Below are 24,480 nucleotides of genomic sequence, written 5' to 3'. Positions count from 1 at the left end.
GCCGCAGCCCGAATGCGATCGGGTGCGGCGGCTAACTGGAGAAGGACGAAGCGTCGGCTGCCGAGGCTTTGACAGTGTTCGCCGCATCTGCGGCTCTCACGGCGGCGACGAATGCCCGGATCTTTCCGGCGTCCTTGAGGCCCTTGTGCCCGGGACCGTCGATTTCGACGCCCGAACTCACATCAACGGACAGCGTCTTGCAGCGCGTCCGCAGGCTGTGAATGCCATCGCTCACGTTTGCAGGTGTGAGCCCACCACTCAAGACGAGGTGAGCGTCGACGGCGGGTGGAAGAAGTGACCAATCGAAAGCCTTGCCGCCTCCGCCATAACCTTCGACATGGGCGTCGAGCAGGATGGCCTGGGCGTGGGAGTAATCGGACGCGTATTTTACGAGGTCGAAGCCGGCTCCGGCTGCGCCGAGCGGAATGCGGGCGGCGCGGAGGTAGCGGAAGCGGCCGTGGTCGGTGGATTCTTCGCACTGCGCAGGCGTCTCTTCGCCGTGAAATTGCGCCATGGCGCCCGGCACACGGGCCAGCGATGCTATGACTTCGGGAGCATCCGCATTCACGAACAGCAGCACGGGCGTGATGAAGGGCGGCAGGCGCGAGGCCAGCTCGGCGGCGCGCTCGGCGGTCACGGCGCGCGGGCTCTTCGGGTAGAGCACGAAACCGATCGCGTCGGCGCCAGCCTCGACCGCCGCGTCCACGTCGGCCTCACGCGTGAGGCCACAGATCTTGATGCGCGTGCGTGGGGCGAGAGGAGCAGGGGATGTCATGGCGGGCCATCATACGAAGCCCGCTCGCCCTGGAACGTGGCCTCGGCCGGCAGACCCCACTTGGCGTCGTACAACGGGCCGAGAAAGTACAGGCCGTCGGCGGAGAAGGTGGGCGCGGCCACCTTGCGGCTGCGCGCCTCGAGCACCTCGGTGATCCATTCGGGCCGCTCGTCGCCGCGGCCGATGCGCACCAGGCTGCCCATCAGGTTGCGGATCATGTGGTGCAGGAAGGCGTCGGCCTCGAACTCGAAGTGCCAGCGGCAGCGCTCGCCGTCGCCCACGCGCGTGATCTCGAGGCGCCGCAGGTCCTTGACCGGCGAGAGGGCCTGGCAGGCGGAGGCGCGGAACGAGCTGAAGTCGTGCCGGCCGACCAGCAGGGCCGCCGCGGCGCGCATCGCGTTGCCGTCGAGCGGGTACATCGACCAGCCGACCCGGCCCGCATCGAGGCTGGGCCGCACGGGCGACTGCGAGAGCACGTAGACGTAGCGGCGCGCCAGGGCGCTGGCGCGGCAATGGAATTCGTCGGGCACCGGGTGCGCCCACTGCACCGCGATGTCGTCGGGCAGGTAGCGGTTGGTGCCGCGCATCCAGGAGAACGGATCGCGTTCGATGTCGGTGTCGAAGTGCACCACCTGCATCAGCCCGTGCACACCGGCGTCGGTGCGGCCGGCGCACAGCGTGGTGACCCTGCTGCCGGCGGGCAGCCCGGCGAACTTCGCGAGGGCCGCTTCGAGCTTGTCCTGTACCGTGCGGCCCGAGCGCTGGCTCTGCCAGCCCTCGTATGCCTGGCCGTTGTAGCGGATGCCGAGTGCCAGCCTCACGAAGCGATCAGAAGGGCAGTCGGCAACCGGCTCAGCGCAGTTCGGCGAGCAGCTGCTTGGCTTGCGACTTGAGGTCGCCGGCGCTCTCGGCTTCGACTTCCTCGACCAGCGAGCGCGCGCCTTCGACGTCGCCGATGGCCTGCAGTTCGCGGGCCAGCGAGAGCTTCACGGCGTGCGGGTTGTCGTCACCGTCGTCGTCCAGGGCGGACGGCGAGGTGGCCACGGCCGCAGAGCGCGGTGCTTCGGCGGCGGCGGAGCGGGCCGGCAGGCCGGCGAGGGCGCTCATGTCGAACTCGATGAAGCCTGAATCGGCGGGCAGCGTGTCGCGCAGCATGGCCGGGCGGGTGTTGTGCTCCGCGTCGTTGAGCGATGAGGGGCGCGTGTGGGCGGTCAGGGCGCCGGGCGCCGTGTCGAAGTCGTTTTCGAGATCGACAGGCGCTGCGGCGTGGCCGTTGCTCAGCGGGGCCGGTGCGGCCGTCGGCGCGTAGACCGACTTCGGCAGGCTGGCACCCACCGGAGCAGGTGCCGGTGCGGGCGGCTGGGTCAGGTCGAGGTCGAAGTCCAGCGGCGCGACCGAGGGCATGAAGGCCGGCGGCGCCGACGCCACGGGCGGTGCGGCCGGGGGCGGCGGTGCCACGACGGCTGCTGCGACTGCGGCAGCCGGCTTGGCGGCGGCGGCCAGCGCGCCGGCGAATGCGGCGGTTTCGGCCTGGCTGGCGCCTCGCGCGGTGCCCGTGCCCGATTCGTACAGTGGGTTGCCCGGGTCGAGGTCCTTGCCCATGTCGACCACGCGGTTCCATTCGGAGCCCGCGCCGTTGGTCAGCTTGTGCACTTCGGTGGCGAGGCCGTCGAAGGCGCGCACGTCGCGGCGCTTGGCGTGGATTTCGAGCAGCTTCAGGTGGATCGCGGTGCGGTCCGGGTTCAGGCGCAGCGCTTCACGCAGGATTTCCTCGGCCTGCAGGTCGCGGCCGTAGGCGAGGTAGACGTCGGCTTCGGCGACCGGGTCGACATCGCCCGCATCGAGCTGGCTCGGCGAGTACGACAGCGACGACACGGTGGAGTCGCCGCGGTTCTTGGTGTCGACCGATTCGCCGCCGCTGGCGCCGAAGAACGAGTCCTTGGGAATGCGGCTCTCGAGGAACACGCTCTCGCTCATCTCTTCGCGGCGGCGGCCCAGCACGCGGTACAGCAGGAAGCCGACCAGCAGCGCGATCAGTGCGGCGCCGGCGAGCATCAGCGGGTTGTCGAGCAGCTCCTCGAGGAAGCTGCGCTCCGGCGGGGGCGGCGGCGGTGCCGCCTTGACCACGGGCTTGGGTGCGACGATGGGCGCGGCGGCGGCTGCAGCGCTGGCTGCGGCTGCCACGGGCAGGGCGGCTGCGTCGGTGGCCGACGGGGCGGCGGCTGCGGCGGGCGCTGCAGCAGAGGCCGCGGCGACGGGGGCCGTTGCAGCGGGAGCGGTTGGTGCGGCTGCCGGCGCCGGCGCCGGCGTTGCCGGTGTGGTGGCTGCAGCGGCGGGGGCCGCGGCGGGCGCAGGAGCGGCCGCGACCGCTGGCGTCGGCGTCGTGGCACCGGTCAGCGGTGCGGGAACGGCGATGCCGGGCGTGGTGGCCGGCGCTGCGGGCGCTGCGGCGGCAGCGGGCGATCCGGTGCCCGTGCCGGTGCCGGCCTTGAGCTTGTTCAGCTCGTTGATGTTTTTCGTGAGTTCGGCGACGCGGTTGCTGCTGTCCTGCGCTTGGCGGGCCTGCGCGACCTTTTCATCGGCGGCGCGCGCGGCGGCGTTGCCTTGCGACACCGTGAGCTTATCGGGTGCGCTGGCGGCGGCATTGCGGTCTTCCACGCTGGCCTGCAGCTTGCCCGAGGCCTGGCGGCTCGCGGCGGCCACGTTGGTGGTCGGGGCGTTTTCGGCGAGGCGCTGGCGGTAGCTGCCGAAGTCGCGGCTTTGCGCGGTGATCGTGCGGCGTGCGTCGGCGGCCGGAACGGCGCTCGCTGCGGCAGCGTTCGGCAGGTCGAGCACGGCACCGGCCTTCATCCGGTTGACGTTGCCGCCGACGAAGGCGTCGGGGTTGGCGTTCAGCAGCGCGACCAGCATCTGGTCGAGCGAGACGTCGGCGGGCTTGTGGGCGGAGGCGATCTTGCCGGCGGTGTCGCCACGGCGCACCGTGACCTGCTCGCCACTGCCGCCGCTGGGGGCGGCGACGGCGGCACGTGCCGGCGCGGGAGCCGGTGCGGCCGCAGGGGCCGGCGCAGCCGCAGCGGGTGCGGGCGTTGCAGCCACTGCAGGCGCGGGTTCGCGGCGCACGCGCGGGGCGGGCGCGGGGCGCTCGACCGGCGTGGCGATCTGCGGCGCGATGGGCGCGACCGGTGCGGCTGCCGCCTGGCGCGTGGCCGGCGGATCGAGCAGCACGGTGTAGTCGCGCACGATGCGGCCCGAGGCGCCATTGGCTTCGAGCAGCAGGTCGATGAAGGGGTCGTTGAGCGGGCGGTTGCCGGCCAGGCGCACGACGTACTGGCCGCCGGCGCGGCGCTGCAGCGTGGCTTTCACGTCGCCGAGGGCCGCGTTGTACGGGATGCCTGCGTTCTTGAAGGCTTCGGCCGTGGCGATGTTGATCTTCAGGCCTTCCGCCTCATTGGCGGCCATTTCGGTGACATCGATCTCGGCGCGCAGCGGTTCGCCCAGTGCCGACTGCACCCGCAGCGGTCCCAGCGCGAAGGCGCTGGCGTCGGCGCTGGCCAGTCCCAGCGTCAGGGCCGCAGCGGCACCCAGGATGGAAAGGCGCCAGCCATTCGACGGCAGGGCGGGGCGGGCGGCCGAAGGGCGGGCCGCGGGCAACAGATGTCTTGTCATGCTGATAGGGGCGGCTCAGGCCCTGAATTTGTAAGAGGACGTTAGCATCATCACCATGCACTGACAAGGCAATGCGCCTGATCTACCCAGTGCGCGCATACTTCCGATGACATCCTGTGTTGCCTTTCGGCAACATTTTTGTATTTCAAGGCCCTGAGCTGCCCGCATCAGGCTTCGAGCAGGATGCGCAGCATGCGGCGCAGCGGTTCGGCCGCGCCCCACAGCAGCTGGTCGCCGATGGTGAAGGCGCCGACGTACTCGGGGCCCATCGCCAGCTTGCGGATGCGGCCGACCGGGATGTCCATGGTGCCGGTCACGGCCACCGGCGTCAGGTCCTTCACGGTGGCTTCGCGCGTGTTCGGCACGACCTTGGCCCAGGGGTTGTCGGCGGCGATCATCGCTTCGATGTCGGCCACCGGCACGTCCTTCTTGAGCTTGAAGGTCAGGGCCTGGCTGTGGCAGCGCATCGCGCCGATGCGCACGCAGAAGCCGTCCACCGGCGTGGCGGCGGTGCCGAAGCCCGCGCCCTGGCCGAGGATCTTGTTGGTCTCGGCGCCGCCCTTCCACTCTTCCTTGGACATGCCGTCGCCCAGGTCCTTGTCGATCCAGGGGATCAGCGAGCCGCCCAGCGGGGCGCCGAAGTTGGCGATTTCGGAGGCGCTCAGGTTCTGCTGCTTGTGCAGCACCTTGCGGTCGATCTCGAGGATGGCCGACTTCGGGTCGTCGAGCAGCGCGCGCACTTCGGCGTTCAGGGTGCCGAACTGGGTCAGCAGCTCGCGCATGTGCTGCGCGCCGCCGCCCGAGGCTGCCTGGTAGGTCATGCTGGTCATCCACTCGACCAGGCCGGCCTTGTAGAGGGCGCCCACGCCCATGAGCATGCAGCTGACGGTGCAGTTGCCGCCGACCCAGTTCTTGCCGCCCTTGGCGAGCGCGTTCTGGATCACGGGCAGGTTGACGGGGTCGAGCACGATGATCGCGTCATCGTTCATGCGCAGCGTGGAGGCCGCGTCGATCCAGTGGCCGTTCCAGCCGGCGGCGCGCAGCTTGGGGAAGACCTCGCTGGTGTAGTCGCCGCCCTGGCAGGTGATGACGATGTCGCACTTCTTCAGTGCCTCGATGTCGTTCGCATCCTTGAGCGTGGTCTCGTTCTTGGCCATCGCCGGGGCCTTGCCGCCCGCGTTCGAGGTCGAGAAGAAGACCGGCTCGATGAGGCCGAAGTCGCCTTCGGCCTGCATGCGGTCCATGAGGACCGAGCCGACCATGCCGCGCCAGCCCACGAGGCCGACCAGAGGTTGCTTGGATGCGTTCGCCATTTCAGTTTGCCCTTAGTGAAGAAAGAAAAAATCAGTCTTTTTTGCCCCCGACTCGTCGGCCGGGGGAGGGCGTGACGAAGCGGGCTGCGGTTAGCCGGTAATCGTCTTTTTGGTGATGGCTGCTACGACCGCGTCGCCCATTTCGCGGGTGCCGACGCGCTTCGTGCCTTCGGACCAGATGTCGCCCGTGCGCAGCCCGGAGGCGAGCACGTGCTTGACCGCCGACTCGATACGGTCGGCAGCTTCGGGCTGGTTGAGGGAGAAGCGGAGCATCATGGCAGCGGACAGGATTGTAGCCAAAGGATTGGCAACCCCTTTGCCAGCAATGTCGGGGGCGCTGCCGTGGCTGGGCTCGTACAGGCCCTGGTTGCTCGCATTGAGCGAGGCCGAGGGCAGCATGCCGATGGAGCCGGTGAGCATCGCGGCCTCGTCCGAGAGGATGTCGCCGAACATGTTGCCGGTGACGACCACGTCGAACTTCTTGGGCGCCTTCACGAGCTGCATGGCCGCGTTGTCGACATACATGTGGTCGAGTTCGACGTCCGGATATTCCTTGCCGACCTCGGTCACGATGTCCTTCCAGAACTGGAAGGTCTCGAGCACGTTGGCCTTGTCCACGCTGGTCACGCGCTTGCTGCGCTTGCGGGCGGCCTCGAAGGCCACGCGGGCGATGCGCTCGACCTCGGGGCGCGAGTAGCGCATCGTGTCGAAGGCTTCCTCGGCGCCCGGGAAGTGGCCGTCGGTGGCAATGCGGCGTCCGCGCGGCTGGCCGAAGTAGATGTCGCCGGTCAGCTCGCGGATGATGAGGATGTCCAGGCCCGCGATCAGCTCGGGCTTGAGGCTCGAGGCGCCCACCAGCTGCTCGTAGCAGATGGCCGGGCGGAAGTTGGCGAACAGGCCCAGGTTCTTGCGCAGCCCCAGGATGGCCTGCTCGGGCCGCAGCGGGCGGTCGAGCTTGTCGTACTTCCAGTCGCCGACGGCGCCGAACAGCACCGCATCGGCGTCCTTGGCGAGCTTGAGCGTCGCTTCGGGCAGCGGATGGCCGTGCGCCTCGTAGGCCGCGCCGCCGACCAGGGCCGATTCCATCTCGAACTTCAGGTCGAGGACTTCGAGCACCCTGACGGCTTCCGCCACGATTTCGGTGCCGATGCCGTCACCCGGGAGAACTGCGATTTTCATAAGTTGGTCTGAGGTTTTTTCTTGAAAACGGAAATGCCGCCGATCACGAGATCATCGTGTGCGCGAGCCAGGGCTTTTGTGCCAGGCGCTCGGTCTCGAAGGCCTTGATCTTGTCCTTGTGGCGCAGCGTCAGGCCGATGTCGTCCAGCCCGTTGATCAGGCAGTACTTGCGGAAGGCCTGCACGTCGAACGCGAACTCCTGGCCGTCGGGCTTCACGACCACCTGGCGTTCCAGGTCGATGGTCAGCGTGTAGCCCGGGAAGGCGAAGGCCTCGTCGAACAGCTGCGAGACCTGCGACTCGGGTAGCACGATCGGCAGCAGGCCGTTCTTGAAGCTGTTGTTGAAGAAGATGTCGGCGTAGCTCGGCGCAATGATCGCGCGAAAGCCGTACTGGTCGAGGGCCCACGGCGCGTGCTCGCGCGACGAGCCGCAGCCGAAGTTCTTGCGCGCCAGCAGCACCGAGGCGCCGGCGTAACGGGGCTGGTTCAGCACGAAGTCGGGGTTCGGCTTGCGGCTGGCCGGGTCCTGGCCCGGAAAGCCGGCGTCCAGGTAGCGCCACTCGTCGAACAGGTTCACGCCGAAGCCGGTCTTCTTGATCGACTTGAGGAACTGCTTGGGAATGATCGCGTCGGTGTCGACGTTCTCGCGGTCCATGGGGGCCACGAGGCCCTTGTGCACGGTGAATTTCTGCATGTGAATCTCTCTGGGTTCAGGCGAACGTACGGACGTCCACGAAATGGCCGTGCACGGCGGCAGCGGCGGCCATCGCGGGGCTCACGAGGTGGGTGCGGCCACCCGCGCCCTGGCGGCCTTCGAAGTTGCGGTTGCTGGTCGATGCACAGCGCTCGCCGGGCTCGAGCCGGTCGGCGTTCATCGCCAGGCACATCGAGCAGCCGGGCTCGCGCCATTCGAAGCCCGCGGCCTTGAAGATCACATCGAGGCCTTCGCGCTCGGCCTGTTCCTTCACCACGCCCGAACCGGGCACGACCATCGCGAGCTTCACGTTCTTCGCGACCTTCTGGCCGAGCTTCTTCACCACGGCGGCGGCTTCGCGCATGTCCTCGATGCGGCTGTTGGTGCACGAGCCGATGAACACCTTGTCGATGAAGATGTCGTTCATGGCCTTGTTGGGCTCCAGGCCCATGTAGACCAGCGCGCGCTCGATGGCGCCGCGCTTGCTCGCATCCTTTTCCTTGTCGGGATCGGGCACGCGGCCGTTGATCTCGACCACCATCTCGGGCGAGGTGCCCCAGGTGACCTGCGGCTGGATCTGCGCGGCGTCGAGCTCGACCACGGCGTCGAAGGTCGCGCCGGGGTCGGACTGCAGCGTGCGCCAGTAGCTCACGGCCTGGTCCCATTCGACGCCGGTGGGCGCGAGCGGGCGGCCCTTCACGTAGGCGATGGTCTTTTCGTCGACCGCCACCAGCCCGGCGCGCGCGCCGGCCTCGATGGCCATGTTGCAGACCGTCATGCGGCCTTCCATGCTCAGGTCGCGAATCGCCGAGCCGGCGAATTCGATCGTGTAGCCCGTGCCGCCGGCGGTGCCGATCTTGCCGATGATGGCCAGCACGATGTCCTTGGCCGTGCAGCCCAGCGGCAGCTTGCCTTCGACCTTCACGAGCATGTTCTTGGCCTTCTTGCCCAGCAGCGTCTGCGTGGCCATCACGTGCTCGACCTCGCTGGTGCCGATGCCGTGCGCGAGTGCGCCGAACGCGCCGTGCGTGGAGGTGTGCGAGTCGCCGCAGACCACCGTCATGCCCGGCAGCGTCGCGCCGCTTTCCGGGCCGATCACGTGCACGATGCCCTGGCGCTTGCTCAGGAACGGGAAGAACGCGGCGGCGCCGAACTCGGCGATGTTGTGGTCCAGCGTGGTGACCTGCTCCTTGCTGGTCGGGTCGGCAATGCCTTCGTAGCCGCGCTCCCAGCCGGTGGTCGGCGTGTTGTGGTCGGCGGTGGCCACGACCGAGCTGATGCGCCACAGCTTGCGGCCGGCCTCGCGCAGGCCTTCGAAGGCTTGCGGGCTGGTCACTTCGTGCACCAGGTGGCGGTCGATGTAGAGGATCGCGGTGCCGTCTTCCTCGGTGTGGACGACGTGTTCGTCCCAGATCTTGTCGTAGAGCGTGCGTGCCATGTCGGTCTCTTCTTTCGTGGGGAAATGGATTGTCTGTCGACGCGGTCTAGGCCGCGAGTCGTTCGGTGGCGTCGGCCGAATCGGCCGCCGCGTGCAGGTGGTTCACCAGCGTGCGCGCCGCCACCGGCAGGGTGGAGAAGTCGCGCGCGACCAGGCGGATCTCGCGCGCCGCCCAGGCGTCGTTGAGCGTCACGCTCACGAGGCCGCGGCCGATGCCGTTGTGCATGAGTTCGAAGGCGCGCTGCGGCATCACGCCGATGCCCAGGCCGTTGTCGATCATCCGGCACATGGCGTCCAGGCCCGTGACGTGGATGCGCAGCTTCACGCTGCGGCCGGCGCTCAGCGCCGCTTCGTGCATCGCCACGTAGATCGAGCTGTTGGTGTGCAGGCCGACGTGGTCGAAGGCCAGCGAGTCGACGAAGTCGATCGCGTCCTGCGCGGCCAGCGCGTGCCCCTCGGGAACGATCAGCGCGAGGCGGTCGTGCCGGTACGAAAGGCTCTGCAACTCGCCCGCGCCGCCGGCCACATGGCACACGCCGAGGTCGGCCGCACCTTCCTGCACCGCGCGGATCACTTCGCTGCTCAGGTGCTCCTCGAGGTCGATCTTGATGGCCTCGTGCGCGCGCGAGAACACGCCCAGGTCTTCCGGCAGGAACTGCACGATGGCCGAGATGTTGGCGTGCACCCGCACGTGCCCGCGCACGCCGTCGGCGTATTCGCTGAGCTCGCCCTGCATCTTCTCGAGGCTGTAGAGCACCGAGCGGGCGTGGTGCAGCAGGCTTTCGCCGGCCGGCGTGAGGTCGACGCCGCGCGCATGGCGGTAGAGCAGGGCGGTGCCGAGCGTGGCCTCCAGGTCGGACAGCCGCTTGCTCACGGCCGAGGCCGCGATGAACTCGCGCTCCGCCGCGCGCCCGATGCTGCCCAGCTCGCACACGGCCACGAACAGCTGCAGCGACGTGAGGTCGATGCGGCGGGCAAAGTTGCGTTCGGACGTGCTCATGGGGGCTTGGGCATCGCGTTTGGCGATGAGTTTGCTATTTTCTTCCTGTTTTGAAGCCATTGCCATCGCGATGCGCGATGACCTCGCTGCCGGCTGGCGAGGAGGGGCATGCCGAACGGGCAATAAAAAAGCTGCCCGGAGGCAGCTTTTTCAGGGAGCGGAGGTTCCGCAGCCGGTCGATCAGCGGGCCGAGATCGGCTTCACGTCACGCTTGGGCGAGCCTTCGAACAGCTGGCGCGGGCGGCCGATCTTGTACTCGGGGTCGCCGATCATTTCGTTCAGCTGGGCGATCCAGCCGACCGTGCGGGCCAGCGCGAAGATCGCGGTGAACAGCGGCACCGGGATGCCGATGGCGCGCTGCACGATGCCCGAGTAGAAGTCGACGTTCGGGTAGAGCTTGCGCGACACGAAGTACTCGTCTTCCAGGGCGATCTTCTCGAGTTCCTTGGCGAGCTTGAACAGCGGGTCGTTTTCCAGGCCCAGCTCGGTCAGCACTTCGTTGCAGGTTTCCTGCATGAGCTTGGCGCGCGGGTCGTAGTTCTTGTACACGCGATGGCCGAAGCCCATCAGCTTGACGTTCGAGTTCTTGTCCTTGACCTTCTTGATGAACTCGCCGATCTTTTCCACGCCGCCTTCGCGCTGGATGTCGTACAGCATGTTCAGCGCCGCTTCGTTGGCACCGCCGTGGGCCGGGCCCCACAGGCAGGCGACGCCGGCTGCAATGGCTGCGAAGGGGTTCGTACCCGACGAGCCGCACAGGCGCACCGTCGAGGTCGAGGCGTTCTGCTCGTGGTCTGCGTGCAGGATGAAGATGCGGTCGAGCGCGCGCTCGAGCACCGGGTTCACCTTGTACTCTTCGCACGGCGTGGCGAACATCATGTGCAGGAAGTTGCCTGCATAGCTGAGTTCGTTCTTCGGGTACATGTACGGCTGGCCGACGGTGTACTTGTAGGCCATGGCCACGAGCGTGGGCATCTTCGCGATCAGGCGGATCGCGGCGATCTCGCGGTGCTCGGGATTGTTGATGTCCGTGCTGTCGTGATAGAAGGCCGACAGGGCGCCCACGAGGCCGGTCATGATGGCCATCGGGTGGGCATCACGGCGGAAGCCGCGCAGGAAGAACTGCATCTGCTCGTTGACCATCGTGTGGTTCGTCACGAGCTTGGTGAAGCTGGCCTTCTTGCCTGCGTCCGGCAGCTCGCCGTACAGCAGCAGGTGGCAGGTTTCCATGAAGTCGCAGTTGGTCGCGAGCTGCTCGATGGGGTAGCCGCGGTACAGCAGCTCGCCCTTGTCACCGTCGATGTAGGTGATGGCCGACTGGCAGGCGGCGGTCGACATGAAGCCCGGGTCGTACGTGAACATGCCGGTCTGTGCATACAGCTTGCGGATGTCGATCACGTCAGGGCCGATGGTGCCCTTGTAGATCGGCAGTTCGACGTTGTCGCCGCCATTGCTGAACGACAGCGTGGCCTTGGTATCGGATGCTTTCATTTCGGTTTACTTTCAGAGGTGGATTCAGGACGAAGGAGAAAAAATGGCAGGACGCTGAGCGCCGTCGGTACGCATCAGCTGCAGCAATGCGACCACCTCGGCCCCGGCCCATGCGGGCTCGGGCTCCTTTCTGCACAGCAGCAGGTCGAGGAGGTCGTTGTCCGACAGGTCCATCAATGTCTCCATCGCTCCCGCTTGACCGACGGTCATGTGGGATTCGTGCCGCTCGAAGAAGCGGGCGATGAACAGGTCGTTCTCCAGCAGGCCGCGCCGGCAACGCCACTTGAGCTTGCTCAGCGCGCGTTCGCCGAGCAGCGTATCGGGGGCGTTGGCGGGGGTCGACATAAGTAAGGCTTCTCGGAAAAACCGTCAGATGGCGCGACGCACCATCAGTTCCTTGATCTTGCCGATGGCCTTGGTCGGGTTCAGGCTCTTCGGGCACACGTCGACGCAGTTCATGATCGTGTGGCAGCGGAACAGGCGGTACGGGTCTTCCAGGTTGTCCAGGCGCTCGGCGGTGGCTTCGTCGCGGCTGTCGGCGATGAAGCGGTAGGCCTGCAGCAGGCCGGCCGGGCCGACGAACTTGTCGGGGTTCCACCAGAAGCTCGGGCAGCTCGTGGAGCAGCTCGCGCACAGGATGCACTCGTACAGGCCGTCGAGCTCTTCACGCTCTTCGGGCGACTGCAGGCGTTCCTTCTCGGGCGGCACGGTGTCGTTCTGCAGGTACGGCTTGATCGAGTTGTACTGCTTGAAAAACTGGGTCATGTCGACGATCAGGTCGCGGATGACGGGCAGGCCCGGCAGCGGCTTGAGCACGACGGTGCCCTTGAGCGTGTTCATGTTGGTCAGGCAGGCCAGACCGTTCTTGCCGTTGATGTTCATCGCGTCGGAGCCGCAGACGCCTTCGCGGCACGAGCGGCGGAACGACAGCGTCGGGTCTTGCGCCTTGAGCTTCATCAGGGCGTCCAGCAGCATGCGTTCATGGCCGTCGAGTTCGACCTCGACCGTCTGCATGTAGGGCTTGGCGTCCTTGTCCGGGTCGTAGCGGTAGATCTGGAATGTGCGCTTCATCGTATGGACCTTGTAAATATTCTTAGAACGTGCGGACCTTGGGCGGCACGGATGCCACCGTCAGCGGCTGCAGCTTGACGGGCTTGTACGAGAGGCGGTTGTCCGCGCTGTACCAGAGCGTGTGCTTCATCCAGTTGGCGTCGTCGCGGCCCAGCGGTGCGACCGGGTCGTCCGCGGGACGCTCGTAGTCTTCCACCGTGTGGGCGCCGCGGCATTCCTTGCGGGCGGCGGCCGAGACCATGGTGGCCTGCGCCACTTCGATCAGGTTGTCGACTTCCAGTGCTTCGATGCGGGCGGTGTTGAACACCTTGGACTTGTCCTTCAGGCCGATCGACTTGACGCGCTCGCGCACGGCGGCGATCTTGACCACGCCTTCGTCCATCGAGGCCTGCTTGCGGAACACGGCGGCGTGCTGCTGCATGACGGCGCGGATCTCGCCGGCCACGTCCTGGGCGTATTCGCCGCCGGTGGAGGCTTCGAGTTCGTTCAGGCGCTGCAGGGTGCGGTCGGCCGCATCCTTGGGCAGTTCCTTGTGTTCCTTGAGCTTGTCGTTGAACTCGACGATGTGGTTGCCGGCCGCGCGGCCGAACACCAGCAGGTCGAGCAGCGAGTTGGTGCCCAGGCGGTTGGCGCCGTGCACGCTCACGCAGGAGCATTCGCCCACCGCGTACAGGCCGTTCACTACGGCGCTGTTGTCTTCACCCTTCTGGATGACGACCTGGCCGTTGATGTTCGTCGGGATGCCGCCCATCTGGTAGTGGATGGTGGGCACCACGGGAATCGGTTCCTTGGTGACGTCGACGTTGGCGAAGTTGATGCCGATCTCGTAGACCGACGGCAGCCGCTTGTGGATGGTGTCGGCACCCAGGTGGTCCAGCTTCATGTGGATGTAGTCCTTGTTGGGACCACAGCCACGGCCTTCCTTGATTTCCTGGTCCATCGAGCGCGACACGAAGTCGCGCGGTGCCAGGTCCTTCAGGGTGGGCGCGTAGCGCTCCATGAAGCGTTCGCCGTTGCTGTTCAGCAGGATGGCGCCTTCGCCGCGGCAGCCTTCGGTCAGCAGCACGCCCGCGCCGGCCACGCCGGTGGGGTGGAACTGCCAGAACTCCATGTCCTGCAGCGGGATGCCCGAACGTGCGGCCATACCCAGGCCGTCGCCGGTGTTGATGAACGCGTTGGTGGACGCACCGAAGATGCGGCCTGCGCCGCCGGTGGCCAGCAGCACGGTCTTGGCCTGCAGGATGTGCAGGTCGCCGGTTTCCATTTCGAGGGCCGTGACGCCGACCACGTCGCCTTCGTTGTCGCGGATGAGGTCGAGCGCCATCCATTCGACGAAGAACTGGGTGCGGGCTTCCACGTTCTTCTGGTAGAGCGTGTGCAGCATCGCGTGGCCGGTGCGGTCGGCCGCGGCGCAGGCGCGTTGCACGGCCTTCTCGCCGTAGTTGGCGGTGTGGCCGCCGAACGGACGCTGGTAGATCGTGCCGTCGGGGTTGCGGTCGAAGGGCATGCCGAAGTGTTCGAGCTCGTACACGACCTTCGGGGCTTCACGGCACATGAACTCGATCGCGTCCTGGTCGCCGAGCCAGTCGGAACCCTTGATCGTGTCGTAGAAGTGGTAGTGCCAGTTGTCCTCGCTCATGTTGCCGAGCGAGGCGCCCACGCCGCCCTGGGCCGCGACGGTGTGCGAACGGGTCGGAAACACCTTGGAGAGCACGGCCACGTTGAGGCCGGCACGGGCGAGTTGCAGCGAGGCGCGCATGCCGGAGCCGCCGGCACCGACGATGACGACGTCGAACTTGCGCTTGGTGATGTTTTCTTTTGTGTAGGTCATGGTGGGTCAGATCTTCCAAAGCACTTGAATGGCCCAACCCGCACAACCGACAAGCCAGACGATGGTGAAAACTTGCAGCACGAGGCGGATGGCGACAGGCTGGACGTAGTCCATCCACACGTCGCGCATGCCGACCCACACGTGATAGAGCAGGGCAACGATCACGGAGAAGGTCAGGACCTTCATCCACTGTGCGGCGAAGATGCCGGCCCACAGGTCGTAACCGATGGGGCCGCGCGAGAAGATCAGCTGCGCGAGCAGGATGATCGTGAACAGCGCCATCAGGGCGCCGGTGATGCGCTGGCTGAGCCAGTCGCGCAGACCGTAGTGCGCGCCGACGACGATGCGCTTGGAGCCGTAATTCACAGACATGGGTGGCTCCTTCTCAGTACAGGCCGAACAGCTTGGCGCCAAGCACCAGCGTGAGGATGATGCTCGCAGCCAGCGTGAAGATGGCCGAGCTGTGACCGAATTCCTTCGTCACGGCGGAGTGGCTCACGTCCATCCAGAGGTGACGCAGGCCGGCGATGAAGTGGTGCAGGTAGGCCCAGATGAGGGCCAGTGCGACGAGCTTGAAGAACCATCCCGGAGCGAAGCCGACGCCGATGTTGAAAGCAGACTTGAATTTCGCGAACGAATAGTCAGATGACAGCGAGGTGTCGAACATCCAGATGATGAAGGGCATCAGCAGGAACATCAGCACACCGCTCACGCGGTGCAGGATCGACACGATGCCGGCCGGCGGCAGCCGGTAGGTCGTGAGATCGGTGAAGGCGTTGATGTTCCGGAATTCGCGACGCGGCGGCCGGGGGGGAGTTGCAAGCTCTGTCATAGGGAGATGGCTTTCGTGGCTTTGTGACTTGTTGGCTTGTTCTGAGAGCGAACGCTTTTGTTTCTTCTGCGGAATGCAAACAACGCAAAATTCTATTGCAATGCACCATCGCGCATCGGACGCACAGGAGTCAACGCACTGCGGCAGTCGGATGCTCGGGGCTCGAGGTCGCGTTGCGCGGGCTGAGTGTGCGCGTTTGTGCCCGCGCGGGCGAGGTTCTTCGGCGCCATCGGATCAGCCCAGCTGGTTGCGGTAGTGGTGGGTGTCGGTGCGGTACAGGCCGCGGCGCAGTTCCATCGGCATGTCGTGGTACGTGTGCGCCACGCGCTCCACGCTGAGCAGCGGCATCTGCAGCGGCACGTCGAGCAGCTGCGCCTGTTCGGCATCGGGCAGCACGGCGCGGATCTTTTCTTCGGCGCGCACCATGCGCACGCCGAATTCGGTTTCGAACATCGCGTACATCGGGCCGGGCCAGGCGCGCAGCCGGTCGGCCGTGAGGCCCTTGAAGGGCGCGCCGGGCAGCCAGAGGTCTTCGAGGATGGTCGGCACGCCGCCATAGGCGAGCACGCGGCGCACCTGCAGCACGGCGTCGCCGGTGCGCAGGCTCAGCGCGCGCGCCACGTCGGCCGAGGCGCGCAGGCGCTTGCAGTCGACGATGGTGCGCTCGGCCGGGCCTTCGGCGCTCGGGCTGCCGGCGTCGGGTACGAGCTTGAGAAAACGGTACTGCACATGCTGTTCGGCATGCGTGGCCACGAAGGTGCCCTTGCCCTGGCGGCGCACCACCAGGTTTTCGGCCGCCAGCTCGTCGATCGCCTTGCGCACCGTGCCCTGGCTCACGCGGTAGCGCACGGCCAGATCCATCTCGCTGGGGATGGGCTCGCCCGGCTTCCACTCGCCGGCCTGCAGGCTCTGCAGGATCAGGGTCTTGATCTGCTGGTAGAGCGGACTGAAGGACGGCGTCGTGGGCTCGTCGAGGGTGGAGGGCGTGTTCATGGCAGCGGTGGGGTGCGCCGTGGCGGACCCCCAGAGGATATCTTATATAAGACATAAGACGGCCTTTGTCGAATCGGCTTAAAATGCGGCCCGGTCCCGCGCCGCGGGAAAGCTTCCCCCCCGCTGGACCGCGGCGCCCCACGAGAGCGCTAACCCGTTTCACCACCTTCTGGAGTCTTCCCATGAGCAAAAAGCCTGTCCGCGTTGCCGTTACCGGTGCCGCCGGTCAAATCGGTTACGCCCTGTTGTTCCGTATCGCTTCCGGCGAAATGCTCGGCAAAGACCAGCCGGTCATCCTGCAACTGCTCGAAATCCCCGACGAGAAGGCCCAGAAGGCGCTCAAGGGCGTGATGATGGAGCTCGACGACTGCGCCTTCCCGCTGCTGGCCGGCATGGAAGCCCACGGCGACCCGATGACCGCCTTCAAGGACGCCGACTACGCCCTGCTGGTCGGTTCGCGCCCCCGCGGCCCCGGCATGGAACGTGCCGAGCTGCTGGCCGTCAACGGCGCCATCTTCACGGCACAGGGCAAGGCACTGAACGCTGTCGCTTCGCGCAACGTGAAGGTGCTGGTCGTCGGCAACCCCGCCAACACCAACGCCTACATCGCCATGAAGTCGGCACCGGACCTGCCGCGCAAGAACTTCACCGCCATGCTGCGCCTGGACCACAACCGCGCTGCCAGCCAGATCGCCGCCAAGACCGGCAAGGCCGTGGCCGACATCGAGAAGCTCACCGTCTGGGGCAACCACTCGCCCACGATGTACGCCGACTACCGCTTTGCGACCATCAACGGCGAAAGCGTCGCCAAGATGATCAACGACCAGGAATGGAACGCCAACACCTTCCTGCCGACCGTCGGCAAGCGCGGCGCGGCCATCATCGAAGCCCGCGGCCTGTCGTCGGCTGCCTCGGCCGCCAACGCCGCCATCGACCACATGCGCGACTGGGCCCTGGGCACCAACGGCAAGTGGGTCACGATGGGCATCCCGTCGGACGGCCAGTACGGCATTCCGAAGGACGTGATGTTCGGCTTCCCGGTCACCTGCGAAAACGGTGAGTACAAGCTGGTCGAAGGCCTCGAGATCGACGCATTCAGCCAGGAACGCATCAACAAGACGCTCGAAGAGCTCGAAGGCGAACGCGCCGGCGTCGCCCACCTGCTGTAAGTCAAGCAAGCCGCCCGCATGCTCGACTGGAACCCCGCGCTCTACCGTCGCTACGAGGACGAGCGCACCCGGCCCGCACAGGAACTCCTGGCGCGGGTCCCGCTTGCCGAGGCCGCCCATGTGGTCGACCTCGGATGCGGACCGGGCAATTCCACTGAGCTGCTGGCACATCGGTTCCCCTCAGCGCAAGTCACGGGCACCGACAACTCCGAAGCCATGCTGGTCAGCGCGCGCGAGCGCCTGCCGGCGGCGCGCTTCGAGTTGAGCGACATCGCGACCTGGGCGCAGCGTGAAACAGAAGCGCCCGATCTCATTTATGCCAACGCGTCCCTGCAATGGGTGCCGGATCACGAGACGCTGATCGCCCGCCTGTTCGACGCGCTGGCCCCGGGCGGCGTGCTCGCCGTCCAGATGCCCGACAACCGCCAGGAGCCCACGCACCGCCTGATGCGCGCGGTGGCGGCCGAAGCGCCCTGGGCCGAGCCCATCGGCGACGCCGACAAGCTGCGCACCTTGCTGCTGCCGCTCGGCGGCTACTACGACCTCTTGGCCGCGCGTGCGGCCCATGTCGATGTCTGGCACACCATCTACCAGCACCCGATGGCCAACGCCGCGGCCATCGTCGAATGGGTGCGCGGCACGGGCCTGAAGCCTTTTGTCGACCGCCTGCCGCCCGACCTGCAGGCGAGCTACCTCGCCGAATACGAACGCCGGGTGGACGAGGCCTACCCGGTGCGCACCGACGGCAAGCGCCTGCTCGCCTTCCCGCGCATGTTCATCGTGGCGCACAAGAAAAAAGACGCATGACCACCAAGAACGCCGCCCATCCCGCGGACGTGCTGCTCGGCGCACAGGCCGGCGCCGTGACCTTGCCGGTGTGCGACCACTACAGCGGCGTCGAAGCCCGCATGAAGAAGAGCCTCGCGCTCCAGGCCGAGATGGCGCAGGAGTTCGGCGCCTGCGTGTTCGATGTCACCCTCGACTGCGAAGACGGCGCCCCGGTCGGCGGCGAAGCGGAGCATGCCGCGCTCGTCACCGAGCTCGCGCTGGCCGCCCAGCCCGGCATGCGCGTCGGCGTGCGCGTGCACCCGGTCGACCACCCGGCCTTTGCCGGCGACGTGGTCACCATCGCCGGACGCGCCGGCCATCGGCTGAGCCACCTCATGGTGCCCAAGGTCGAATCCGTGGCCGATGTGTGTCAGGCTGTTGCCGCACTGGACGCCGCCGATGCCGGCGCGCTGCCGCTGCACGTGCTCATCGAATCGCCGCTGGCGGTGCACAACGCCTTCGAGATCGCCGCGCACCCGCGCGTGCAGTCGCTGAGCTTCGGCCTCATGGATTTCGTGTCGGCGCATGCCGGCGCCATTCCCGCCGACGGCATGGGCGCGGCGGGGCAGTTCAGCCATCCGTTGGTCGTGCGTGCCAAGCTGGCATTGGCGTCGGCCGCGCATGCCTACGGCAAGGTGCCTTCGCACTGCGTGGTCACCGAGTTCAATGACATGGATGCGATGCGCCTGGCGGCCCGCAAGGCGGCCACCGAATTCGGCTACACGCGCATGTGGAGCATCCACCCGAACCAGATCCGGCCGATCCTCGAGGCCTTCGCGCCCGACGAGGCGCAGATTCAAATTGCCACAAAAATCATTACAAAAGCCGCAGACGCGGATTGGGCACCGACACAAATTGATGGCACATTGCACGACCGCGCGAGCTACCGCCACTTCTGGCAGGTCCTGACGCGCGCCCACGCAACAGGGCGCGCGTTGCCCTCCGAGGCGAAAGCCTGGTTTGCATCGCGGTCTCCTGAAACCCACTGAATCAGCCTGAAGGAACCCCGCTCATGAAGAAAATTGCACTGATCGCCGCCGTTGCGCTGGCCCTGCCTTTCGCCGCCGTGGCGCAGAACGCCACCGCCACCAAGCCGGCCGCGGCCAAGGCCGAAGCCAAGAAGACCCCGCCGAAGCGCCAGGTGACCCGCAAGGCGGCCAAGGCTGTCGAAGAGGTCACGCCGATCGCCGACGACACCAACATCGTGCTGTCCGAGTCCGACCTGGCCGTGGCGCAACGCGTGTCCATCGGCAAGGCGCAGTGCGAACTCGGCGCCGACGTGACCGTCACGCCCGACGAGAAGAAGCCCGGCTTCTTCACCGTGACCACCAAGGGCCTGAAGTACCGCATGCACCCGGTCGAAAGCCGCACCGGCGCCATCCGCCTCGAAGACCCGCGTGCCGGCGCCATGTGGCTCCAGCTGGGCAACAAGTCGATGCTGATGAATCAGAAGGCCGGCCTGCGCATTGCCGACGAATGCCAGACCGCCGCCCAGGTCGCCTTTGCCGACGAGATGAAGAAGAACCCGCCGAAGGCCCTTTTCGAAGGTGCCGACGCAGCCAAGAAGTAAGAAGAGCACCGAACCCGGGGTGCGGCGCGGCTCTTGCTTGGCCGCTTGAGACCGCAGCGCACGCCCGATAGCCTAGTTTCCGGAGAAAAGAAGATGTTGCAAGCCTACGTTGATCATGTTGCCGAACGCGCCGCGCTTGGTATCCCGCCGCTGCCCCTGAGCGCGAAGCAGACCGCCGAAGCGATCGAGCTCCTGAAGAGCGCGAACGCCAAGGACGGCGCCTTCCTGCTGGACCTGCTCACCTACCGTGTGCCCGCCGGCGTCGACGACGCCGCCAAGGTCAAGGCGAGCTACCTCGCGGCCGTGGCCCACGGCACCGAGAAGAACGCGTTCATCTCGCGCGCCCGCGCCACTGAACTGCTCGGCACCATGCTCGGCGGCTACAACATCAGCCCCATGATCGACCTGCTGGACGACGCCGAAGTCGGCGCCGTCGCAGCCGAAGGCCTGAAGAAGACCCTGCTGATGTTCGACCAGTTCCACGACGTCAAGGAAAAGGCCGACAAGGGCAACGCCCACGCCAAGGGCGTGCTGCAAAGCTGGGCCGATGCCGAGTGGTTCACCAGCCGCCCCGAAGTGCCGCAGAGCATCACCGTCAGCATCTTCAAGGTCGCTGGCGAAATCAACACCGACGACCTGTCGCCCGCTCCTGATGCGACGACGCGTCCCGACATTCCGATGCACGCCCTGGCGATGCACAAGAACGCCCGTCCCGGCATCGTCCCTGAAGAAGACGGCAAGCGCGGCCCGGTGAAGTTCATCGAAGACCTGCGCGCGCGCGGCCACCTCGTGGCCTACGCCGGTGACGTGGTCGGCACGGGTTCGTCGCGCAAGAGCGCCACCAACTCGGTGCTGTGGTTCACCGGCGAAGACATTCCCTTCGTGCCGAACAAGCGTTTCGGCGGCGTCTGCCTCGGCGGCAAGATCGCTCCCATCTTCTACAACACGATGGAAGACTCGGGCGCACTGCCCATCGAGCTCGACGTGACGCAGATGAACATGGGCGACGTGGTCGAGCTGCGTCCCTACGAAGGCAAGGCCCTGAAGGACGGCAAGGTCATCGCCGAATTCCAGGTCAAGAGCGACGTGCTGTTCGACGAAGTGCGCGCCGGCGGCCGCATTCCGCTGATCATCGGCCGCGGCCTCACGGCCAAGGCGCGCGAGGCGCTGGGCCTGCCGGTCTCCACGCTGTTCCGCCTGCCGCAAAGCCCGGTCGACACCAAGAAGGGCTTCTCGCTCGCACAGAAGATGGTCGGCCGCGCCTGCGGCCTGCCCGAAGGCCAGGGCGTGCGCCCGGGCACGTACTGCGAGCCCAAGATGACCTCGGTCGGCTCGCAGGACACCACCGGCCCGATGACCCGCGACGAGCTGAAGGACCTGGCCTGCCTGGGCTTCTCGGCCGACCTCGTCATGCAGTCGTTCTGCCACACGGCGGCGTACCCGAAGAAGGTCGACGTCAAGATGCACCACGAACTGCCCGAGTTCATGGCCAACCGCGGCGGCGTCTCGCTGCGTCCGGGCGACGGCGTGATCCACAGCTGGCTCAACCGCCTGCTGACGCCCGACACCGTGGGCACGGGCGGCGACAGCCACACCCGTTTCCCCATCGGCATCAGCTTCCCCGCGGGCTCCGGCCTCGTGGCCTTCGCGGCCGCCACCGGCGTGATGCCGCTGGACATGCCCGAATCGGTGCTCGTGCGCTTCAAGGGCAAGATGCAGCCCGGCGTCACGCTGCGTGACCTAGTCAACGCGATTCCGCTGTACGCCATCAAGTCGGGCCTGCTGACCGTGGCCAAGCAAGGCAAGAAGAACATCTTCTCGGGCCGCATCCTCGAGATCGAAGGCCTGCCCGACCTGAAGGTGGAGCAAGCCTTCGAGCTGAGCGACGCCTCGGCCGAACGCTCGGCCGCCGGTTGCACGGTGCACCTGAACAAGGAACCGATCCAGGAGTACATCAACAGCAACATCACGCTGATGAAGTGGATGATTGCCGAAGGCTACGCCGACGCCCGCACGCTGGCACGCCGCATCGCCGCGCAGGAAGCCTGGCTCAAGGACCCGCAGCTGCTCAAGGGTGACGCCGACGCCGAGTACGCGGCCGTCATCGAGATCGACCTGGCCGAGATCCACGAGCCCATCGTGGCCTGCCCGAACGACCCGGACGACGTGAAGACGCTGAGCGACGTGGCCGGTGCCACCATCGACGAAGTGTTCATCGGCTCGTGCATGACCAACATCGGCCACTTCCGCGCCGCGTCGAAGCTGCTCGAAGGCAAGCGCGACATCCCGGTCAAGCTGTGGATCGCACCGCCGACCAAGATGGACGCACAGCAGCTCACCGAAGAAGGCCACTACGGCGTGTTCGGCAACGCGGGCGCGCGCACCGAAATGCCGGGCTGCTCGCTGTGCATGGGCAACCAGGCACAGGTGCGCGAAGGCGCGACGGTGATGTCGACCAGCACCCGCAACTTCCCGAACCGCCTGGGCAAGAACACGAACGTGTACCTGGGCTCGGCCGAACTGGCCGCCATCTGCTCGCGCCTGGGTCGCATCCCGACCCGCGAGGAGTACATGGCCGCCACGGGCGTGATCGATGCGTCCAGCGCGCAGATCTACCAGTACCTGAACTTCGACAAGATCGAGGACTACAAGGGCGTGGCGGACACGGTCACGGCCTGAGGGTCTTTGTAGCCGGCGAGCGATTTGCCGGCCCCATGAAAAAGCCCCGCTTCGGCGGGGCTTTTTCATGGGCGTTCGCTGTCGGTGTCAGCCCGGCGGCGGATTCGGCTTCAGGTGTTCCTGGCCCTTCAGCACCATCGCCATCCCGGCGGGGCCGCCCACCGCGTAGGGCAGCGAGGCCTGCAGCGAATGGGCGAAATCGCCGCGGTACAGCTTGGCGCCCTGGTGGGTCAGGTTCGAGTTGGCGTCGATGTAGATCGATTCGCCCAGCCCTGACCACAGCCGGCAGAAGCCGTAGTCTTCCGACAGGTAGCGCCGCGTGATCGGGTCGACCATCACGTCGAAGAAGCGGTAGTGCAGTCCGCGGTCGGCTTCGCCGATGCTGTCGGGCACGTACTGCAGGTCGGGATAGGCGGCCATGAGCCGCTCGAACACGCCGCGCCGGATCGCCATGAAGCCCGTGGGCGCCTCGGTCATCTTCATGAAACCGTCGGGCTGCACCTCGAGCTCGATCTGCGATGCGCCTTCTTCGGCCTTGGCATTGACCGTGTAGCGCGTGAACGCGGCCTCGAACTGCTGCTGCGTGGTGCCGGCCGCCACGCCGCCGGCTGGCCAGTCTTCGCGCTTGAGCGGGTAGACGCCGGCGGCGATGTCGTAGCCCGACAGCAGCAGGCGGAACGCTGCCTCGGCCGAGAAGCCGATGTCCGCGTCGATCCAGAACAGGTGGGTCCACTCGGTGCTGGCCAGGAACTGGGCCACGCAGTTGTTGCGCGCGCGTGTGACCAGGCTCTCGCCCTGGTGCATCAGCACCTGCACCTTCATGCCGGCACGCTCGGCGCTCACGGTGAAGTTCAGCAGCGACGCCACGTAGTTCTGGAAGAACTTGCCGTCGTGGCTCGGCGTCACGATCACGGGATAGAAGTGCCGGAGTTCGGACGGATCGAGCATGCGAGGGGGCTCCGTGGGGCGAGGGTCTGGCTAGCGGGCAGGGCGCTGCATCAGGCCCTGCAGCAGGATGTCGTAGGTCTGCGTGGCCACTGCGTCGCCGGGCAGGTAGCGCGCGATCAACGCGCGTTGCCGGTCGCGGTAGGCCTGGGCCTGGGCGTCGTGCCCGTCGATGGCCTCGAGCACGCGGGCGCTGCCCGCGGCCACGTCGTTTTCTGCGTAGTAGTAGCCCAGGTCCGCGCACAGGTGGGCGTTGTGCACCAGCGGATAGCCCTGCCAGCAGGTCTCGAGGTAGAAGTAGTTGAGCGGGTTCTCCCATTGGTGGGAGACCACGATGTCGGTGTTCTGCGCCAGGAACACCGGGGTTTCGTGCCGGCCCAGGAAGACCGCCTTGTGCTGGCGCACCAGGTCGAGCTGGTTCATCAGCGTGATGAACTCCATGCTGTCCTTGGCCATGCGCTCCACGTTCGTGACCTGCAGCAGCGCGATCGCGTCGGGGCGGGTGCGGTACGCCAGCTCGGCGATCAGGATCGGGTAGACGCAGAACTTCACCACGTTGATGTTCGGCTCCATCACGCTGAGCCGCCGCGGGCCGCTGCGCGGCTGGTAGGCGCCGCCGTCGGGCAGGGCGCGGGCACGCTCTTGCAGGAACACCGGGCTCCAGACGAAAGGCACGGCGCGCGCCTCGGCGCGGCGCAGCACCTCGAAGTAGGGCTGGCTGATGTGGGCCACCTGCGGAACCATCCAGATGTCGTCGTAGCGCTGGTTGATGAACAGGTTGCGGCCCCACAGCGGCTTGCCGAACAGCATCGACTCCATCGCGTGCACGTACTCGAAGCCGCAGCAGTACGACACCAGCCGCGCGCCGCGACGCTTGAGGTGGTCGGTCTGGTCGGCGTCGATCTGGCCGCCCAGCTCGATCAGCACGTCCACGCTGTCCTTGGCCGCCTCGAAGGTCACGGTCGGCCAGCGGGCCTGGTCCCAGGGCAGGGCGGGGGTGATGGGG

22 protein-coding genes are annotated in these 24,480 nt (G+C 66.9%); 5 read left to right on the top strand and 17 right to left on the bottom strand.

Annotation, left to right across the window (positions count from 1 at the left end):
- Positions 1–31: 31 nt before the first annotated feature.
- The 15 genes from AC3WQR_RS15680 to AC3WQR_RS15610 form a co-directional block, all read right to left on the bottom strand.
- The gene (locus AC3WQR_RS15680; protein WP_492742671.1) at positions 32–775 is read right to left on the bottom strand and encodes a phosphoribosylanthranilate isomerase; all 744 of its coding nucleotides are present in this window, start codon (positions 773–775) and stop codon (positions 32–34) included.
- Complete coding sequence (gene truA, locus AC3WQR_RS15675; protein WP_492742669.1) at positions 772–1,596, bottom strand: tRNA pseudouridine(38-40) synthase TruA; 825 nt, start codon at positions 1,594–1,596, stop codon at positions 772–774. The genes AC3WQR_RS15680 and truA overlap by 4 nt, the downstream gene beginning before the upstream one ends.
- A 31-nt stretch (positions 1,597–1,627) precedes the next feature.
- The gene (locus tag AC3WQR_RS15670; RefSeq protein ID WP_492742667.1) at positions 1,628–4,441 is read right to left on the bottom strand and encodes a FimV/HubP family polar landmark protein; all 2,814 of its coding nucleotides are present in this window, start codon (positions 4,439–4,441) and stop codon (positions 1,628–1,630) included.
- Positions 4,442–4,608: 167 nt separating this feature from the next.
- Positions 4,609–5,754 (bottom strand): aspartate-semialdehyde dehydrogenase, encoded by a 1,146-nt coding sequence (gene asd, locus AC3WQR_RS15665; RefSeq protein WP_062479697.1) that lies wholly within the window; start codon positions 5,752–5,754, stop codon positions 4,609–4,611.
- A 90-nt stretch (positions 5,755–5,844) separates the two neighbouring features.
- Positions 5,845–6,933, bottom strand: a complete 1,089-nt coding sequence (gene leuB / locus AC3WQR_RS15660) for a 3-isopropylmalate dehydrogenase (RefSeq protein WP_159275653.1) — start codon at positions 6,931–6,933, stop codon at positions 5,845–5,847.
- Between the two features lie 43 nt (positions 6,934–6,976).
- Positions 6,977–7,627, bottom strand: a complete 651-nt coding sequence (gene leuD, locus AC3WQR_RS15655; protein WP_062479700.1) for a 3-isopropylmalate dehydratase small subunit — start codon at positions 7,625–7,627, stop codon at positions 6,977–6,979.
- Positions 7,628–7,643: 16 nt separating this feature from the next.
- Entirely contained in the window at positions 7,644–9,065 is a 1,422-nt protein-coding gene (gene leuC / locus AC3WQR_RS15650) for a 3-isopropylmalate dehydratase large subunit (RefSeq protein ID WP_492742665.1), read from the bottom strand.
- Positions 9,066–9,111: 46 nt separating this feature from the next.
- On the bottom strand, positions 9,112–10,065 hold the full coding sequence (locus AC3WQR_RS15645) for a LysR family transcriptional regulator (protein ID WP_139702445.1): 954 nt from the start codon (positions 10,063–10,065) through the stop codon (positions 9,112–9,114).
- 180 nt (positions 10,066–10,245) lie between these two features.
- Positions 10,246–11,556, bottom strand: a complete 1,311-nt coding sequence (gene gltA, locus AC3WQR_RS15640; protein WP_062479703.1) for a citrate synthase — start codon at positions 11,554–11,556, stop codon at positions 10,246–10,248.
- A 24-nt stretch (positions 11,557–11,580) separates the two neighbouring features.
- Positions 11,581–11,901: an FAD assembly factor SdhE gene (locus AC3WQR_RS15635; RefSeq protein ID WP_062479704.1), complete on the bottom strand. Its 321-nt coding sequence runs from the start codon at positions 11,899–11,901 to the stop codon at positions 11,581–11,583.
- Positions 11,902–11,925: 24 nt separating this feature from the next.
- Positions 11,926–12,627, bottom strand: a complete 702-nt coding sequence (locus AC3WQR_RS15630; protein ID WP_062479706.1) for a succinate dehydrogenase iron-sulfur subunit — start codon at positions 12,625–12,627, stop codon at positions 11,926–11,928.
- Between the two features lie 22 nt (positions 12,628–12,649).
- Entirely contained in the window at positions 12,650–14,458 is a 1,809-nt protein-coding gene (gene sdhA / locus AC3WQR_RS15625; protein WP_095949551.1) for a succinate dehydrogenase flavoprotein subunit, read from the bottom strand.
- A gap of 6 nt (positions 14,459–14,464) precedes the next feature.
- Positions 14,465–14,830: a succinate dehydrogenase, hydrophobic membrane anchor protein gene (gene sdhD, locus AC3WQR_RS15620; protein WP_062479708.1), complete on the bottom strand. Its 366-nt coding sequence runs from the start codon at positions 14,828–14,830 to the stop codon at positions 14,465–14,467.
- A gap of 13 nt (positions 14,831–14,843) precedes the next feature.
- Positions 14,844–15,290 (bottom strand): succinate dehydrogenase, cytochrome b556 subunit, encoded by a 447-nt coding sequence (sdhC, locus tag AC3WQR_RS15615; protein WP_159273217.1) that lies wholly within the window; start codon positions 15,288–15,290, stop codon positions 14,844–14,846.
- Between the two features lie 234 nt (positions 15,291–15,524).
- Positions 15,525–16,283: a GntR family transcriptional regulator gene (locus tag AC3WQR_RS15610; protein ID WP_070062271.1), complete on the bottom strand. Its 759-nt coding sequence runs from the start codon at positions 16,281–16,283 to the stop codon at positions 15,525–15,527.
- A gap of 182 nt (positions 16,284–16,465) precedes the next feature.
- Here AC3WQR_RS15610 and AC3WQR_RS15605 point away from each other — a divergent pair, with 182 nt between their 5' ends.
- The 5 genes from AC3WQR_RS15605 (at position 16,466) to AC3WQR_RS15585 (ending at position 22,529) form a co-directional block, all read left to right on the top strand.
- Positions 16,466–17,452 (top strand): malate dehydrogenase, encoded by a 987-nt coding sequence (locus tag AC3WQR_RS15605; RefSeq protein WP_042578072.1) that lies wholly within the window; start codon positions 16,466–16,468, stop codon positions 17,450–17,452.
- A gap of 18 nt (positions 17,453–17,470) precedes the next feature.
- A complete protein-coding gene (gene tam, locus AC3WQR_RS15600) occupies positions 17,471–18,259 on the top strand; it encodes a trans-aconitate 2-methyltransferase (protein WP_492742662.1) in 789 nt (262 codons plus the stop codon).
- Positions 18,256–19,269, top strand: a complete 1,014-nt coding sequence (locus AC3WQR_RS15595; RefSeq protein WP_492742661.1) for an HpcH/HpaI aldolase/citrate lyase family protein — start codon at positions 18,256–18,258, stop codon at positions 19,267–19,269. The genes tam and AC3WQR_RS15595 overlap by 4 nt, the downstream gene beginning before the upstream one ends.
- A gap of 23 nt (positions 19,270–19,292) precedes the next feature.
- Positions 19,293–19,850 (top strand): hypothetical protein, encoded by a 558-nt coding sequence (locus AC3WQR_RS15590; RefSeq protein WP_062479718.1) that lies wholly within the window; start codon positions 19,293–19,295, stop codon positions 19,848–19,850.
- Positions 19,851–19,943: 93 nt separating this feature from the next.
- The gene (locus tag AC3WQR_RS15585; protein WP_307586708.1) at positions 19,944–22,529 is read left to right on the top strand and encodes a bifunctional aconitate hydratase 2/2-methylisocitrate dehydratase; all 2,586 of its coding nucleotides are present in this window, start codon (positions 19,944–19,946) and stop codon (positions 22,527–22,529) included.
- An 87-nt stretch (positions 22,530–22,616) separates the two neighbouring features.
- On the opposite strand, the gene AC3WQR_RS15580 is transcribed toward AC3WQR_RS15585, so the two are convergent.
- Both AC3WQR_RS15580 and AC3WQR_RS15575 read right to left on the bottom strand, forming a co-directional pair.
- A complete protein-coding gene (locus AC3WQR_RS15580) occupies positions 22,617–23,477 on the bottom strand; it encodes a hypothetical protein (protein ID WP_492742659.1) in 861 nt (286 codons plus the stop codon).
- Positions 23,478–23,507: 30 nt separating this feature from the next.
- Positions 23,508–24,480: DUF2827 family protein (locus AC3WQR_RS15575; protein ID WP_492742657.1), on the bottom strand; the 973-nt coding region annotated here is incomplete at its 5' end.

The sequence above is a fragment of the Variovorax sp. FW305-3-2-15-B-LB1 genome, from assembly GCF_058787635.1.
Note: the sequence above shows the minus strand (reverse complement) of the source record. Positions and strands in the feature narration are given on the sequence as shown.